12 protein-coding genes and 4 pseudogenes are annotated in these 15,425 nt (G+C 66.8%); 8 read left to right on the plus strand and 8 right to left on the minus strand.

The annotated features are described in order from the left end of the window. Nucleotides 1-5: 5 nt before the first annotated feature. A pseudogene (locus WKW80_RS37590) lies at nt 6-811 on the plus strand (YbfB/YjiJ family MFS transporter). Further along, nucleotides 750-1,697: a homocysteine S-methyltransferase family protein gene (locus WKW80_RS33695; RefSeq protein ID WP_340367935.1), complete on the plus strand. Its 948-nt coding sequence runs from the start codon at nt 750-752 to the stop codon at nt 1,695-1,697. Before WKW80_RS37590 ends, WKW80_RS33695 begins: the two are co-directional and overlap by 62 nt. Nucleotides 1,698-1,913: 216 nt before the next feature. Here the strand turns inward: WKW80_RS33695 and WKW80_RS33700 are convergent. Both WKW80_RS33700 and WKW80_RS33705 read right to left on the minus strand, forming a co-directional pair. Beyond that, nucleotides 1,914-2,389, minus strand: a pseudogene (locus WKW80_RS33700) (MFS transporter); the annotation flags it as partial. A 275-nt stretch (nt 2,390-2,664) separates the two neighbouring features. Next, nucleotides 2,665-3,078 (minus strand): cupin domain-containing protein, encoded by a 414-nt coding sequence (locus WKW80_RS33705; protein WP_340367936.1) that lies wholly within the window; start codon nt 3,076-3,078, stop codon nt 2,665-2,667. A gap of 192 nt (nt 3,079-3,270) precedes the next feature. Between WKW80_RS33705 and WKW80_RS33710 the strand changes: the two genes are divergently transcribed. Next, nucleotides 3,271-4,224 carry a LysR family transcriptional regulator gene (locus tag WKW80_RS33710; RefSeq protein WP_340367937.1) on the plus strand — a complete coding sequence of 318 codons (954 nt, stop codon included), beginning with the start codon at nt 3,271-3,273 and terminating at the stop codon, nt 4,222-4,224. Nucleotides 4,225-4,452: 228 nt separating this feature from the next. Here WKW80_RS33710 and WKW80_RS33715 read toward each other — a convergent pair whose 3' ends face one another. Next, nucleotides 4,453-4,710 carry an SWIB/MDM2 domain-containing protein gene (locus WKW80_RS33715; protein ID WP_340367938.1) on the minus strand — a complete coding sequence of 86 codons (258 nt, stop codon included), beginning with the start codon at nt 4,708-4,710 and terminating at the stop codon, nt 4,453-4,455. A gap of 464 nt (nt 4,711-5,174) precedes the next feature. Further along, nucleotides 5,175-5,623: pseudogene (locus WKW80_RS33720) on the minus strand (IS6 family transposase); the annotation flags it as partial. On the opposite strand from WKW80_RS33720, the pseudogene WKW80_RS37595 reads away from it, so the two are divergent. Continuing rightward, nucleotides 5,621-5,777 (plus strand): annotated as a pseudogene (locus WKW80_RS37595) (IS110 family RNA-guided transposase); the annotation flags it as partial. The pseudogenes WKW80_RS33720 and WKW80_RS37595 overlap by 3 nt on opposite strands. Here WKW80_RS37595 and WKW80_RS37600 read toward each other — a convergent pair. The 4 genes from WKW80_RS37600 to cysK form a co-directional block, all read right to left on the minus strand. Continuing rightward, the gene (locus WKW80_RS37600; RefSeq protein ID WP_422823020.1) at nt 5,757-6,212 is read right to left on the minus strand and encodes a hypothetical protein; all 456 of its coding nucleotides are present in this window, start codon (nt 6,210-6,212) and stop codon (nt 5,757-5,759) included. The pseudogene WKW80_RS37595 and the gene WKW80_RS37600 sit on opposite strands and share 21 nt — an antisense overlap. Continuing rightward, complete coding sequence (locus WKW80_RS33730; RefSeq protein ID WP_340367939.1) at nt 6,202-7,101, minus strand: alpha/beta fold hydrolase; 900 nt, start codon at nt 7,099-7,101, stop codon at nt 6,202-6,204. Before WKW80_RS33730 ends, WKW80_RS37600 begins: the two co-directional genes overlap by 11 nt. Before the next feature lie 55 nt (nt 7,102-7,156). Next, complete coding sequence (locus WKW80_RS33735; RefSeq protein WP_340367940.1) at nt 7,157-7,840, minus strand: carboxymuconolactone decarboxylase family protein; 684 nt, start codon at nt 7,838-7,840, stop codon at nt 7,157-7,159. A 61-nt stretch (nt 7,841-7,901) separates the two neighbouring features. Next, nucleotides 7,902-9,383, minus strand: coding sequence for a cysteine synthase A (gene cysK, locus WKW80_RS33740; RefSeq protein WP_340367941.1), 1,482 nt, complete (start codon nt 9,381-9,383; stop codon nt 7,902-7,904). Nucleotides 9,384-9,534: 151 nt separating this feature from the next. On the opposite strand from cysK, the gene WKW80_RS33745 reads away from it, so the two are divergent. From WKW80_RS33745 to WKW80_RS33760, 4 genes are all read left to right on the plus strand, one after another. Next, nucleotides 9,535-12,474, plus strand: coding sequence for an ATP-binding protein (locus WKW80_RS33745; protein ID WP_340367942.1), 2,940 nt, complete (start codon nt 9,535-9,537; stop codon nt 12,472-12,474). After that, nucleotides 12,471-12,998, plus strand: a complete 528-nt coding sequence (locus WKW80_RS33750; RefSeq protein ID WP_340367943.1) for a nickel-binding protein — start codon at nt 12,471-12,473, stop codon at nt 12,996-12,998. Before WKW80_RS33745 ends, WKW80_RS33750 begins: the two co-directional genes overlap by 4 nt. Before the next feature lie 160 nt (nt 12,999-13,158). Then, nucleotides 13,159-13,731, plus strand: coding sequence for an OsmC family protein (locus WKW80_RS33755; protein ID WP_340367944.1), 573 nt, complete (start codon nt 13,159-13,161; stop codon nt 13,729-13,731). Then, complete coding sequence (locus WKW80_RS33760) at nt 13,728-15,071, plus strand: NAD(P)-binding domain-containing protein (RefSeq protein WP_340367945.1); 1,344 nt, start codon at nt 13,728-13,730, stop codon at nt 15,069-15,071. The genes WKW80_RS33755 and WKW80_RS33760 overlap by 4 nt, the downstream gene beginning before the upstream one ends. Nucleotides 15,072-15,425: the final 354 nt, after the last annotated feature.

Here is a 15,425-nt window from a genome sequence, read left to right on the forward strand (position 1 = left end):
GGATCATGGGATTCGGCTACATCCTTCCGGCTACTTTCCTTCCAGTGTTGGCGCGCACTGTGGTGGACGACCCGCGCGTGTTCAGCCTCGCGTGGCCGATCTTCGGCGTCACGGCGGCGCTTTCCACGCTGCTCGTCGCGCGGCTGCTGCAGGGTGCGAAGCGACTGAAGAACTGGGCCACCTGCCAGCTCCTGATGGGCCTGGGTGTTTGCTGCCCGCCCTGCGGGCGAATCTCTGGACCATCGCAGCGTCGGCCTTGCTCGTAGGCGGAACCTTCATGGTGATTACCTTGGCCGGCGTCCACGAAGTGCGCGCCCGCGCGCCCACTCGTGCGGCACATCTCATCGGTCGCATTTCCGCCGCCTTTGCACTCGGCCAGATCGCTGGCCCCCGTCACTTCGGCGTTGCTGCTGCGCGTTGGCCCGCAGCTGGCGATCGGGCTCGCGGCAGGCGCCGCTGCCCTTTTTGCCACGGGCGCGTGGCTTTGGCGCACAGCTTCCCATCAACTACCTCAGGAGACGATTCGCCATGGCTGACTTCACTTCGCTTCCCCAGGGCTATACGCACGCCGCCGCTGAGCGGCTTCCCATGCCACACCCACCGATTCGCTCGACGAGGCGCAGCGACTGGCGGCACAGGCACTGACCCAGTACCGGTCGATCGCAATGTCGCGGCAGCGGCATCGCATCGCGGCTACAAGCGATTGCAACTTAATTGCGGGCGCGACAGAATGCAGTTGGGGGTGCGCCATGATCGATGCAACGCTTCCGCAGCTTGCCGGTGGACTGTTTCTCAGCGACGGCGGGCTTGAGACGACACTTGTCTTCCTGGATGGCGTGGACTTGCCGCACTTCGCGGCGTTCGTCCTGCTTCGAGACTATGCGGGACGCGAGCGGCTCCAACGCTACTACCGACCCTATCTCGAACTGTGCGCCAGTACCCCTGGCGCCGGCTTCGTGCTGGAGACGCCCACTTGGCGGGCAAACCCCGACTGGGGTCGCTTGCTGGGGTATGACTCGTCGGCGCTTGATCAAGCCAACATTGACGCCGCGCGTCTGGTGAGTTTCCTTCGGGATGAATGGCGTTCCCGGTTGACCGGTCCGGTGGTCCTGAGCGGCATCATCGGACCGCGCGGCGACGGCTACGTGGCCGATGCGCCGAGCAGCGCGGCTGATGCGGCGGCCTATCACCTGCCGCAAGCCGCAGCGCTGAAAAAGGGCGGCGTCGATATGCTGTCAGCGGTGACGATGACCACCAGCGTCGAGGCCATCGGCGTCGCTCGATCCGCTAAGACGGTCGGCTTGCCAGTCGCAATTTCGTTCACGGTCGGGACTGATGGCCGGTTGCCCAGCGGCGAGCCGTTGCGCGAAGCGATGGAGCAAGTGGATGCAGATACGGCGCCCGCATACTTTGCGGTGAACTGCGCACATCCGAGCCACTTTGAGGCGTGCTTCGCCGACGGTGGGGCTTGGACCGCGAGGATTCGAGGCATTCGCGCGAACGCGTCGACGCGTAGCCACGCCGAGCTGGACGCCGCGACGGAGTTGGACATCGGTGATCCAGCCGATCTGGGTGAGCGTTACCGAAGGCTGCGCGCGCCACTGCCGGCGCTCAATGTGCTGGGTGGCTGCTGCGGTACCGACGACCGGCATCTGCGCGCGATCCGAGACGCATGGGTTCAAGACCGCGTGACGTAGCAAATCTCGCGCTGCGGGCCCGCTGTCAGTGCAGTCGGGCTGCAGCACAGCGGTCGTTCGCGAAGGACTCCTTCTGGCCGGCGGTCTTCGTCATCGGTCGCTTTGAGCGTACACCTCGTGCGTTGATAGGCCGCAGTTGCCGCACTTTGCTTTCGGCAGCAACCGTCCCACCTTCACACGATTTCTGACCTCTGGCAGAGATAGATTGACGCCGCTTCGACTCACAAGGATCGCCAAGCCGGCAATTGATGCAGGAATGGCCAGCGCCGAAACGATTGCTCCGAAACCCCAACCGATCCCGACAAGCACCCTCCCACCCCAGAGCCCAGAATGCTGCCAAACCGCCCCATGCCAAGCATCCAGCCGACATCGGTCGCGCGGGCAACCGTCGGATAGCAGTTCGGGGCGAAAGTGTTGAGACCCGTCTGTGCTCCGTTCATGAAGAAGCCCGCCGCCAGGACCCAGAGGAACAGTGATCCGGAAAGTGCACCCGTCGCGCCGACGCCGATCACGCAGAGCGCACCACCTAGATATGAACCGGCGATGACCCAAGTCGGTCGCATACGATCCATGGCCCACCCTGCCAGGATCGCGCCAACGGTTCCACCAGTTCGGAGCATGGCCGTGATGTTTGCGGCGGTCGAAATCGCCAAACCGGCGTGTTCGATAAGCGTGGGAACGAGGCCTTGCATGGTGACTGGATATGCGGCCCCGAAGAGGCGGAACAATGCCATTGGGACCCGGCCCAGGCGATTGATGTGGGGGTGCAGCGGAGCGAACGAGTGATCGCCGAAAGCACCCATCGCCACTCCCAATGCGATGCCGATCATGAAGTAGACGACGGCCACGCAAATCCTGGCACGGCTGCGAGAGGCGTGGTTCATTGGAGTTTCTCCTCTTCAGCATTTCTTTGTGACCCCGCGAGAGCAAGTCGCCATCGGCGAGCGGCCGCGGGGCGCGATCTTGCTCACGCCGGCTGCACGAAATGAATGCCGGTGCTCTTGCCGATGTCAAGCACTTTGGGCAGGTCGCGTGGCAGCTCCTTCACTTCCTGGTCGACGCGCTTGAAGAAGGCCCCGGCATGCGCCGGCGCATCAAAGATGAGCACGCGCGCGGGCCGCTGCGAGGCCCCGCGAAAACCGTGCACCACCGAGCTCGGTGTGTAGACGAAGTCGCCCGCGGTCGCCGTGAAGTGCTTATCGTCCAATGTGAACTGCACTTTCCCCTCCGTGACGAAGTAAGCCTCGTCCCACTCGTGAGAGTGCGGCGGCGGCCCCGCGTCCTGCGGCAAGGTCACCTCCATCAACGACCAAGCACCGTTGGTGCTGTGCCCTTCGCACAGAAATCGAACCTGTGTCCCGAGCACGAGCAGCGGTTGCACGTCTTGGCTCTTCACGATCATGGATGACGTTTGCATGGTGGGCTCCTATACCTCTGGTTGATGCGCCGCTGTGGCGCGTGGGTGCTGAAAGGTGGGCGTCGGATGCATCGGACGAGTGCAGTATCGGAAGTCACGTTCCTAATGAGAAGATCCGTGAATGGGATTACATTGAGGACGAAAAGGACTCAATCCATGCATGGACTCCAACCCCTGCTGGCCTTTGCCGAAACGGCCAAGCGCGGCAACTTTGCCGCCGCATCGAGGGAGATCGGCTGCACGCCGTCGACGCTTGCAAAGGCGGTAACGCGGCTCGAAGCGCAGCTCGGAGTGCGGCTTTTTCATCGCACAACGCGCCAAGTCACGCTGACCGACGATGGGCACCGGCTGTTCGCTCGCTGTCAGCGCGTGCTCGACGAGCTGGAGTTGCTGCAGGAAGAAGCCTCAGGCGCGCGCGACGAGCCAACTGGGACACTGCGCATCGATATGCCAGTGAGCTTCGGCCGCCTTGTCATGCTGCCCCTCCTGGCGCAGCTCACGCGAGAACATCCGCGACTGTCCATCGACGCCAGGTTCTCCGACGTCTATGTCGATCTCGTGAAGGAGGGCATCGACGTGGCCATTCGTACGGGTGCGCTGCGCGACTCCTCGCTCGTGGCGCGCCCCTTCAGCACGCAGGAGCTGTTGTTGTTCGCCGCGCCGTCCTACCTGGCGCGCGCCGGCACGCCGAACTCCGTAGCCGAACTGGCGGACCACGCCGCCGTGCTCTATCGCGTGCCGAGTAACGGAAAGGATCGCCCGTGGCAATTCCGGGTGCGCGGCCGAAGTGTGAGCTTCATGCCGCCGTCGCGAATCCATGTCGACTCCGGCGATGCGATCATGCGCGCTGCGGTTCTGGGCATGGGCATCGCCCAGGTGCCGCACTACATGGTGAGCGAATCCCTGGCGCGCGGCGAATTGGTGGAGTTGCTGCCCGCGACGCGGCCACCCGCAATGCCTATCGCCGCAGTGATGCCGAGCGCTCGCATGGTTCCGTCGCGCGTTCGCGCGTTGCTCGAATTGATCGAGCGCAGTTCCGAAGCGTTCCCGGCTGCACCGCCAGTCGGCGCTACGCCAACCGGTAAAAGGCGAAAGCGCGCCGTGGTGTGAGGTTGCTTCCTGGTGTTGCCGAAATCACGCGCTCATTGGCTGTCGCATAGCTGACCTTGGCGAAGTTCTGCTTGTGGCCGGGACCGCCAGTTTGCAGCCACGTCAGGCAGCCGACCTTGATCACCTTGATCGGCCGCACCCACATCTTGAAAGTCAGCTCCCTGACGCGGCCTCGTGCTCACACTGCCGGCCCGGCCGGAGCCGGCTGCGTGCGTGCGGCAACGCTCTTCAGGACAGGTGCTTCCCAACAAGACCCGACATTTCGAACATCGTCACCTCGGGTTTGCCCATCACCGCATGAAGCTTGGCATCACAAAGGATATTGCGCTTGTTCGCTGGGTTTTGGAGGTTGTTCAGCTTGATGTAGTCCCACAGCAGCTTGGTGACCTCGGTCCGAGGCTGGGGTGTGGGGCCAATGACGGCTGCGAGCTCGACGCTGGGTGTCAGGGGGCGCGTGAACGCCGTTTGCTTCTTGGCAATGGTCATGTTTATCTCGGCAAAGCGGTGAATTCTACGGACGCCCCCAAAAGGTTTCGCTGGGCGCGGCTCCGAACGGCGGTTGTGGGTCATGTCCGTCGGTTAGTTCTTGGCAAATTGGAAGGCAGGCACCTGATTGCCGCCATCCGGGATCTGTGTCGTGCGCGGGTGGATGCCGTGAAGGCGCGGCTGAAGGCCGCCAGCAACTCAAGGCGATGCTGCTTCGCCACGGGCGCCGCTATACGGGCAAGACGTCGTGGACGGCGGCCCTCTTGACAAAACGGGCCATATCAGCCCATCTTTCTGAACTGGCAGGTGTGAAGCCGGCTAAGTGCTTGATTCGATTGAGCACGAGGTCGAAGGTCTCCACTACATCGGCGTTGGTTCAGCAGTGATGTGGGCGTGCTTGGCGGTGATCTTCGGTGGGGGTTGATCGGGCAGCTTCAGCCGCAGCAGGTCCAGCAGCATGCGGTGATCGGCCTCACGATACGTTTGACGGCCCGATGGTCCTGTTCGACGATGTTGTTAGGTACTTCGACTGGCGCATCTCGATGGGCGCACCGGAGTCGGCTTGAATGCTCTGGATGGCGGCCGTGTTGGCACCGCTCTTGTCCATGTTGATCTTTTCGGGCACACCATGCAGTCCGATGGCCTGTTCCACAAAGCATCGTGCGGCTGCGAGATCGCGCTTGGCACGCAGCAGAAAGTCAATCGTGTCGCCATCGCGGTCGACCGCTCGGTACAGATACTTCCACTGGCCTGCGACCTTGATGTACGTTTCGTCCATCCGCCAACTCGCGCCCACAGGTCGCTTGCGTTGGCGAAACCGAAACGCCGCGGCCATCACCGGCAGGATCATGATCGACCATCGATGAACCGTGGCGTGGTCGACGAGCACGCCGCGCTCGCCCATCATCTCTTGACCGAATGGTTCAACCGGCGCTTCGCTGCAGGTCGCAAGCTCATGCGCAGAGTGGGCATCGTTGCCGTCGCAAGAAAGCTGGCGATCGCCTTGTGGCCGCTATCTGCAGTACGGCGAGATTCCCGCTGGAGCGTCACTCAAGCCAGCCGCTTGAAATCCCACGCAGCCTTGTTTCGAAACAGCCAAATCGTCGCATCATGATCAAAGGTCGACGCGCCCGAGAAGTCAGAGGGTCACTGCACCAAAGTGACCGCGTTTTTAGGTGGGGCGCACCGGTAACCGGGGTTTTCCAATGCGCTTCACGCGCATGCAGCATGAGGCGCAGGGTGTTCGCCGCCTGCATGGATAGAAGCTTGTCCGAGCATTGGCTCGAACGCTCGTCATACCCCGACCACGGATCAGGATGCATCGCCCCCGCGCTGCGCTCCTGCCCCACACGGCTCAGCAACACAAAGGTGCCGCCAATGAAATACCGCTCATCGATCCTTTGATCAAAAGGTTTGACAAACGAGTCCTCATAGAAGCTGACTTCAACAGCCGGTGCGCAACTTGTTCGGGCGCTCTCAACCCGGCTGTTTTCAGCATGCAAAGCCGGCACCTCGCACGACGGCTGCGTGCCGGCGCAGGAACGCGGCGATGCGCGGATTCACGCGCGCCGGGTCGGTCGCCGGCCCCATGTGCCCGAGGCCGGGAATCCACTCGTGGCGAGCGTGTGGCAGCGCCAGCCGCATCCGCTGCGCCAGCCATTGCATGCCCGGCACCGTTTCGCTGCCGGCGAGCACAAGCAACGGATGACCGTTCGCCTTCACGTCGCACGGCGTCATGCTGTCGACAAACAGTGACTCGAAATGCCGAAGCACCTCGGGCATGCGGTGGGCGATGATCTGTTGCGCACGCAGCGGCACTGCCTCCCATGTCGTGGCGCCTGACCAGAACGTGATGAAGGCTCGCGCAGCAGCGTTTGCGTCGCCTTGCGCGAGGCGGTCTCGGATTTCTTCGGCGACAGCGACAAATATGCTGCGCAACGGTCGGCCGTCTGCGTCGTGGTCGGGCATCCAGCCGAACATGGCGGGCTCGTAGAGCGCGACGCTTGCGACCGCGGCCGGCCACAGCGCGGCTGCCTTCAGCGCGACGCCGCCGCCGAACGAATGACCGACCAGATGCACCCGCTGACCCGGCGCCAACAGTGGACGCACGAGTTCGGCGTGCTCGACCAACGTCGGTCCCGGCGGGTTCGCGTGGCCGTGAAGTTCGACCGTCATCACACGGAACTCGGCGTCAAGCTCGCCGGCCAGCGCCTGCCAGGATTTCGACGACGAACCGCTCGGGTGGATCAGTACGACGGCGTCGGCAAGCGCTTTGCCTGAGCTGTCGATGCGGGTCGCGCAGCGCTCAAGCGGGAGCCATCCGTCGACAGTCCGCATTCGGTGGGGGAGCGTGGATGCGCCCGCTGCGGCGGGTACGGTGGTGGCATACATGGCGATGGTCCTCATTCCAAGGGTGGATGTGCAAATGCGGCTCTCCGATGCCGCATCAGGAAGCGGCCTGGCCACTGTGCGCAGAGGGCGTGGAACCGCCCATTGGAAAGCCTGTGGAATCGGCGGCTGGCGCTTGCGGCATTTGCGTCGTGGGGCGCCGATCGATGCCACGGCCGACGGTCAGGCGCTCGCGCAAGGCTTCGTCGAGCGCGAGGAAGGGCGCGTCCGGCGTCACGCCGAGCGCGTCGAGCAACTTCGCGAAGAAGGCGCGGCCGGCGGCCACCGCGGCGATGTCGAAGACCTCGGCGTCGGACAGGCCGCATGTTTTGAGCTCCTCGACCTGACTCGACGTCACGCCGGAGGCGTCGCGCGCGACTTGGCGGGCGAAGCGCATTGCCTTGTGCTCGAGTGACGTCACCGCGTCGACGTGACCTCCGCCGGCCAGGGTGGCGATGGCTTCGTCGGCAAGGAAATCGCGCAGTTTGGTTCCGTGGGCCAGCGTGCAGGCCGAGTTGCGCAACTCGTGCGCGGCGGCGAAGGTCACGAGCTCGAAGCGGCGCGCGTCCATCGGCCGCCTGATCTCGGCAAGCAGTTGCCCCCAGCGCGCCATTACCTCGGGGCGGTGGCAGAACACCTTGGCGTAGTTCGGCACGTAGCCCCAGGCTGATTGCTGTCGGCGGTACATCGCCGCGACGGCACCGCCCGCGTCTTCGGGCGCGATTGTTTGGATGAATTCCATGATGACCTCCAGGACTCGTTGAAGAAGGCACGCACAAATTTGGGCGGATGATTACGGGGCGTCAGGCCGCTCGCCTGGGATGCAGCCACTTGGGCAGCAGGCTGTACGGGTCGAGGTGGACATTGCGGTCGTACGCGATCCCGGCCGCGTCGAGCCAACGCTGCAGTTCGCCCTGGCGCATCGCGTCGAACAGGTCCGTGCAGCCGCCGACGTGGCGGCCGGCGATGTAGATCTGCGGCATCGTCGGCGAGCCGGTGCGCTGCTTCAGCACCGCCCGGACCTTGACGCCCAGATCGCCCTCCTTGAAGCGGACGGCGTCGACGTCGACGCTTTCGAAGGCCACGCGCAGACGCGCGAACAGCTTGCGCACCGCCCAGCAGAATTCGCACCACTCGAGCGCGAACATCACCACCGGCTGGTTGCACACCAACAGGTCGACGAACGCCTCCGCACTCGCGTCGAGCGCTTGCGGCGCCGCTTCCGCCGGCGCCGCCGGCGCGACATCGAAGCGGTAACCGGGCGTCGAACGCGAGAGGGCGAGTTCGACGTCGTTCATCTCGTCGGCGATGTGTTCGAACAACGGCGTCGACAGATAGCGTTCGCCGGTGTCGGGCAGCATGCAGACGACGTGGGCACCATGCGGGCTGCGCCGTGCGACGTCGAGCGCCGCGGCCAGCGTCGCGCCGCTGGAGGTGCCGGCGAAGATGCCCTCCTGCGTCGCCAGAGCGCGTGCCAGCCGAAGCGCTTCCTGGCCGGCCACCGGGACAATCTCGTCGATCAGCCCTTCGGCACGGGCCCGTTCGGCCAGGCGCGAAATGAAGTCGGGGCTCCAGCCCTGCATCAGATGCGGGCGGAAGTGAGGATGGCTTGCGCTCGGCCGGCCCGACGCGTCGCGCGGCTGAGCGAACCCGCCGCCAAGCAGTGGTGAGTTGTCGGGCTCGGCCGCCACGATGCGGATGCGTCGATCGGCGGCTTTCAGGCCGCGGGCTACGCCGAGCAGCGTGCCGCCCGTGCCGAAGCCGCTGACGAAGGCGTGCAGCGTGTCGCCGGCGAAATCCGCCAGTATTTCCTGCGCCGTGGTGCGCGTGTGCGCCTCGGCATTGGCCTCGTTGTCGAACTGGCGGCAGAGGAACCAGCCATGCCGCTCGGCCAGTTCGCTGGCCTTGTTCAGCATGCCCGTTCCTTTCTCGGCCGCCGGCGTCAGGACGACCCGCGCACCGAGGAAGCGCAGCAGCCTGCGCCGCTCCAGGCTGAAGCTCTCGGCCATCGTCACGACGAGGGGGTAGCCTTTCTGCGCACAGACCATCGCCAGCCCGATGCCGGTATTGCCGCTGGTCGCCTCGATCACCGTCTGGCCCGGCCGCAGCGCCCCGGAGCGTTCGGCGTCCTCGATTACCGCGCGCGCCATCCGATCCTTGACAGAGCCGAGGGGGTTAAACGATTCCACCTTGACCCAGAGGTTCACACCAGCCGGGGCCAGGCGATTCAGGCGGACCAGCGGCGTGCGGCCGATGGTCTCGAGAATGTTGTCGTAGCGTGCCATGGGGACTCCTGACGGTTGGAAGAGGCACCCATGTTTGGCGCACACCGGAGGAGTCAGCGTGGAAGCGAGCGTGGTTTTCGTCGCCCGGGGGATGCGGTTGTGGGGAAAAGTGTGTCGTTCTAAAGTAGCGCCTTCGCACGAAGACACCTTCATGGCAGGGCTCGAATTCCAGTTCCTGGGCGACTTTGCGGTCCATCGAGACGGCCGCGAGCAGCCGTTGCCGCCATCACGCAAGACGCGCGCGCTGCTCGCCTACCTGTGCCTGCAGCCGCGGCGCTTCAGGCGCGAGCAACTGAGTTCGCTGCTCTGGGACGTGCCCGACGACCCGTTGGGATCCCTGCGCTGGAGCCTGTCGAAACTGCGGCGTCTTGTCGACGAGCCAGGGTGCGAGCGGCTGGTCGCCGATCGCACCACGGTTGCCATCGATGCGACAGGCGTGGTCGTCGACGTGCTCGAACTGCGTGCGCTGGTCGAGAACGGGCTGGCGAGTGCCGAGACGCCGATGCTGGAGCGTGCCGCATTGCGCTGCCGCGGCAGTTTCCTGGAAGGCCTCGAGTTCTCCAGCTTTCACGACTTCCATGGCTGGTGCATGGCCGAGCGCGAGCATGCAATTTGCGACCGTGCGGCGATCCTTTCCGAGCTCGTCGATCGCCTCGGCGATGTGCCGAGTCGCGCGCTGCCGTATGCGCGGGCATTGGTCGGCCTTTTCCCTTACGAAGAGGCGCACCGCTCGATGCTGATCCGCTTGTTGAACGCCGCGCACCAAGCCTCTGAAGCCGAGGAACAGTACCAGCTCGGCTTGCGAATGCTGAAGGAAGCCGGCGTCGAGTCGTCCGGCGCGCTGCTCGCCGCGCGCCACAAGCCGCGCATCGACGCCCCACTGCTGCGCGCGCCGGCCCCCGGCCCCGACTTCTCGGCGGTCGCGGTGGACCGAAGACTGGTCGGCCGCGAGGCCGAGATGGCGCAGATGGCCCAGGCGCTGCGCGAAGTCGAGCAGGCGCCGCGCGCGGCCATCGTGATGCTGGTCGGCGCGCCGGGCATCGGCAAGAGCCGGGTGCTCGAGGCGACTCTGGCGTTGGTACGCGAAAGCAGGGCTTTCGTGCTGCAGGCGGCGGCGTTCGAATCCGATGTCATCCGCCCGTTCTCTTTCTGGATCGACGCGCTCAGGGTGCATGGCGCCGCCGACGCGGTGTTCCGCGGCGCTGCCACGAACGACCGCGACGGCCTGTTCGAGCGTCTCAGCCAGCTCGTGGCGCGCGAGTCGGCGCAGCGACCGGTCGTGCTCCTGCTCGACGACGCCCAATGGTGCGACGAGTCGAGCGCCGCCGCGCTGCTCTACATCGCCCGGATGAACCGTGGCTGCGCGGTGCTGGGCGTTCTCGCCGTGCGCGATGCCGAACTGCGCGACAGCGTGCCGCTGCAGCAGGTGCGGCGCGGCCTCGTCCGCGACGGCCTGCTGCGCGAGATCGCGCTCGGGCCGCTGCCCGACGCCGACCTGGCGCGGCTGATCGAATTGCAGGTGCCGGGTGCCGACGGCCCGCGCCTGAGCGCCGACGGCAGCGGCAACCCGCTGTTGGCGCTCGAACTGGCGCGGGCGGAGCTGGCGGGCGGTGCTGCCGGCCCGCTCGATGAACTGGTGCGCGACCGATTGGCGCTGCACGGCGCGACCGGCGTCGAAGTGCTGCGCTGGGCCGCCGTGCTGAGCCCGCACATCGACCTCGGGATGCTGGTGAAGGTCTCGGGGATCGACGCGACCGAGGTCGCCGCGGCTCTCGACCTTGCCGAGCGGAACGCCATGCTGCGCAGCGGCGAGCACGGCTTGCGCTTTGCGCACGACCTGATTGCCCGCGCGATCTACACCGACATCTCGCCGCTGCGCCGGCAGGTCATGCACCGACGCATTGCCGAGCATCTCGAGCGCGACACCGCGCAGGACCTGGCGCGCGCCGCCGATCTGGCCCACCACGCGACCCAGAGCGCCGACCCCGCGCTGGCCGCGCGGGCGCTGGTCGCCGCCGGCCGGCTCAGCCTGCGCTTCTTTGCCAACGACGAGGCGGCAGCCATCGCGCGGCGCGGTCTGCAGCTTGCGGGTTCGCTGCGCGAAGCCGAGCGCGTCTGTGTCGAGATCGAACTGCACGACATCCTGCTTGCGGCGCGGCCGCTCGACCCGGCGGCCGCGGACGAATACACCCGGCTCGCCGAGCGCGCTCTGGAACACGGCGAGTTGGCGCACGCGCGGCTCGGCTACCACATGGCGGCCACGGTACGCTGGGCGATGGGCCACTGGAGCGCAGCGCGCGAGCAGACGCTGCAGGCGGTGCGTGCGGTGCGTGGAGGGGGCGACAAGGCGCAGATCGTCGGCATGGCGGAGACCGCCAAGTGCCTGGCCATGATCGAGCGCGATGTTCCGCAGGCCGATGCGATGCTGGCCGAGGCGAGCAAGCTGGCCGCGCGCAACGGCTTCAGCCACCATGCGATCGCGGCCGGGCTCGGCATGCTGCGCTTCCACGGCAATCGCCTGGACGAGGCCGTCGAGCTGTTTGACGGGGCACGCACGATGTGCAAGTCGGCCGGGGACCGGATCGCCGAGTACCAAGCCAACGAATACCTGGTGATGCTGCACCTGCAGCGCGGCTGCCTCGACGACGCACGAGCCCGCAGCGGCGATCTGCTGGCGCTCGGCGACAAGCTTCGCGAAGGCAGCGAGGAGCCCTTCGCCCGCGCCATGGCCGGCCTGTGCGACTACGCGATCGACGACGATGCGCGGCGGCTCGACGCGGCGCTGGCCGACCTGCGCGTGGCAGACGCCAAGCACCGGCTCGCCTACGTGCTGACGCGCGCCGCGTTGCTCGACTGCGAGCGCGGTCGCGCCGCCACCGCGAAGCGACGCGCCGCCGAGGCGCTCGGCTACGCGCAACTGCTCGAGCGCCCGACCGAGATGCTGCTGGCCAACGCGGTGCTCTCGCACGACTGCGCCGCCCGTGGCGACCGCCACGGCGCCGACGACTACTCGCGCGAGGCCCGGCGCCTGGCCGGCCACGGCGCGGCGCTGTGGACGCGCGAGATCGTCGCGCGGCTGGAGGCCCGATGACCGACGTCGTCGTCGAGCGGCGCCTGTCCCAGCCGGTGACCGACACCGAGATGCGGGGCATCGCGGCGATCCTCGGCAGTTGCCTGGGCATTCACCGGGTGACCTGGTGCGCGAGTCTGCTGGCGACCGACGGTAGCGAGATGTTCTGCCACTTCCGCGCCGCCGATGCCGAGTCGGTGCGCATCGCGATGCGCCAGTCCGGCGCCCCACCAGGCGACGCGTGGGCCTGCCGCGTCCAGGATGCAGCGGGCCTTCGCGACGATGAGCTGGCGGCCGTGAAGGCCGTCGTCGCCCACGCGTTCGCCGAGCCGGCCGTCTTCGGCGCACGCGAGTTGCAGGGGGCGATCGACGCCGGGTGCTTCCAGCGTCACGGCGTCCGACTGCTGCGCAGCTACCTGTCGGCCGACGGGCTGCGAATGATCGGCCTGTACCAGGCTCCGGACGCTGAGTCGATCCGTGTCGCGCAGCGCGAGGCGGGGTTGTCGGTCGACCGCGTCGTGCCAGTACGGCGCTACGCGCCCTAGCTTCGCCCGGGCCCGGACCCGCGACCGGCCGCCAGGCTCGGCCGAGCCCCACCGGGGCACGGATTCCACGCACGCTCCAACGTTGGGTTCCACGCCGGCCGCGCAAAGTGGCAGCGCCGGTGATGCCGGCGCATTCCTCTACTTCCAACTGGAGCCACTCATGCAAACACAGATCACCAACGTCGACAACGGCGTCAACGTCGAAGCCCTGCTCGGTGCGCGCGAAGCGCTCGGCAAGACGCCGGAGGCGGCGCGCTTCCGCTGGCGCGCCACCAGCCAATGGGTGCGCGGTACGCACACCCGTGCCACGATCGACGCCTTCCACGGCCTCGGCGGCGAGCAGAGGCACCGCCAGCCCTTCACCTTCGAGACCGACCACCCCGAGATTTTCGCCTCGGAAGACAAGGGTGCCACGCCCGTCGAGATGCTGCTGGTCGGACTCGCGGGTTGTCTGTCGGCCGGCGTAGCGGCCGTGGCGCAGCACCGCAACATCCAGCTGCGGTCGGTGAAGGCGACGCTCGATGCCGGCATGGACATCCAGGGTATCCTGGGCATCGACGACGACGTGCGCAACGGCTTCGACGCCGTGCGCGTCAACTTCGAGATCGACGCCGATGCGACGACCGAGCAGATCGCGGCGCTGGTGGCGCAATCGCAGAAGCGCTCGGCGGTGTTCGACATCATGACGAACCCGACCGACGTGTACGTCACGGCGATCAAGGTGTCGTCGTGAGCGCCAGGCGCCGATCGGCCGCGGTCGACGTTGTCGTCGTCGGCGGCGGCCACTGCGGCTTGGCGATGAGCCAGGCGCTCTCGCAGCGCTCGATCGAGCACATCGTGCTCGAGCGTGGCGAGGTGGCCAACGCCTGGCGTGCCGAGCGCTGGGACTCGCTGCGCCTGCTCACCCCGAACTGGATGACGCGCCTGCCCGGCCACGCGTACGACGGCGACGACCCCGACGGCTACATGGCGGCGCCCGAGGTGGCGGATTTCCTGTCGCGCTATGCGCAGAAGGTCGCAGCGCCGGTGCGTACCGCCACGACGGTGTTGCGGGCCGGTCCGGATGCGGAAGGCTGGCGCGTCGAGACGACGCAGGGCGACTGGCAGTGCCGTGCGCTCGTCGTCGCGACAGGCGCCGCGACTCGATCGGTCGTGCCCGCACTCGCGCGGGCGCTGCCGGCCTGCGTCGAGCAAGTCACCGCCCTTGCGTACCGGCGGCCGGCGCAGCTGCCCGACGGCGGTGTGCTTGTCGTCGGTGCGTCGGCCACCGGGCTGCAGCTCGCGCAGGAGATCCAGCGCAGCGGGCGCCCAGTGACGCTGGCGGTGGGCGAGCACGTGCGGATGCCGCGCCTGTACCGCGGCCGCGACATCCAGTGGTGGCTGCTCGCCGCCGGCGTGCTCGACCAGCGGCTCGGGGATGTTGACGACGTGCGGCGCGTGCGCCGGCTGCCGTCGCCGCAGCTTATCGGCACGCCCGATCGCGCGACGCTGGACCTCAATGCGCTGCAGCAGCAGGGCGTGACCATCGTCGGCCGGCTGGTGCAAGTACGCGACGGCCGGGCGTTGTTTTCGGGCTCGCTGCGCAACGTCTGCGCGCTGGCCGACCTGAAGTTGAACCGCCTGCTCGACGTCTTCGACCGCTGGGCACTGCAGGCCCGCCTCGACGGTCGCATCGATGCAGTCGGGCCGCGACCACTGGCCACCCGGATCAATACGTCTGCGCCAACCGCCCTCGAGTTGCGATCGCGATTCCGCACGGTGATCTGGGCCACCGGCGTCCGGCCTGATCACTCGTGGCTCGATCTTCCGATCTTCGACCGGTTCGGAGAATTGCGGCACGCAGGCGGCATCGCCGACGCGCCCGGCCTGTACGTGCTCGGACTTCCCTTTATGCGGCGCCGGAAGTCCAGCTACATCCACGGCGCGGGTGAGGATGTCGACGAGCTGGTCGTCCACCTGGCCGACTACCTCGACCGTAGCGCGCGAGTCGTCGCGTCCACACACATTCCCGCCCGCCGCACCCTACCGTCGGAGAGCACCGGGTTCAAGCGTTCGCGCCCGCTTCCGGCCTGAACGCCAAACCGAGTCGAAAGAATGCCATGCAAGCCATCCACATCTCACATCGCAAGCCGCGCAGGCCGCTGGACGGGCTATCCCTCCAGCAGATCGCGCAAGCCTTCATGGGCTGGACGTGAGAGCGTTTCGCCGACTGGCGGCGCGCGCCCGCCGCGCCGCAGCGGAGTGCCGGGCGCTGCACACGATGAATACACAGTCTCAGGAATTCAATGCCCTCAGAGTTCTCTGATAACGCGACGCGCTAGACATGATGGTCGCTCTCTAGGCGAAGGAAGGCCCGTCTCCGGTATCGTGGATTGCGCACTCTACGAGTGCGCCGAGCCACATGCGGCGGGTTTCCCCAGCCGCAAA

It is taken from the genome of Variovorax humicola (assembly GCF_037889915.1).
Classification (GTDB): Bacteria; Pseudomonadota; Gammaproteobacteria; order Burkholderiales; family Burkholderiaceae_C; genus Variovorax; species Variovorax humicola.

Excerpts from the sequence above, each read along its gene's own strand:
- WKW80_RS33750 (WP_340367943.1), top strand. The coding sequence starts at position 12,471 with ATGACCGACGTCGTCGTCGAGCGGCGCCTGTCCCAGCCGGTGACCGAC.
- WKW80_RS33745 (WP_340367942.1), top strand. The coding sequence starts at position 9,535 with ATGGCAGGGCTCGAATTCCAGTTCCTGGGCGACTTTGCGGTCCATCGA.
- WKW80_RS33730 (WP_340367939.1), bottom strand. The coding sequence starts at position 7,101 with ATGTATGCCACCACCGTACCCGCCGCAGCGGGCGCATCCACGCTCCCC.
- WKW80_RS33695 (WP_340367935.1), top strand. The coding sequence starts at position 750 with ATGATCGATGCAACGCTTCCGCAGCTTGCCGGTGGACTGTTTCTCAGC.
- WKW80_RS33715 (WP_340367938.1), bottom strand. The coding sequence starts at position 4,710 with ATGACCATTGCCAAGAAGCAAACGGCGTTCACGCGCCCCCTGACACCC.
- WKW80_RS33755 (WP_340367944.1), top strand. The coding sequence starts at position 13,159 with ATGCAAACACAGATCACCAACGTCGACAACGGCGTCAACGTCGAAGCC.
- cysK (WP_340367941.1), bottom strand. The coding sequence starts at position 9,383 with ATGGCACGCTACGACAACATTCTCGAGACCATCGGCCGCACGCCGCTG.
- WKW80_RS33735 (WP_340367940.1), bottom strand. The coding sequence starts at position 7,840 with ATGGAATTCATCCAAACAATCGCGCCCGAAGACGCGGGCGGTGCCGTC.
- WKW80_RS33710 (WP_340367937.1), top strand. The coding sequence starts at position 3,271 with ATGCATGGACTCCAACCCCTGCTGGCCTTTGCCGAAACGGCCAAGCGC.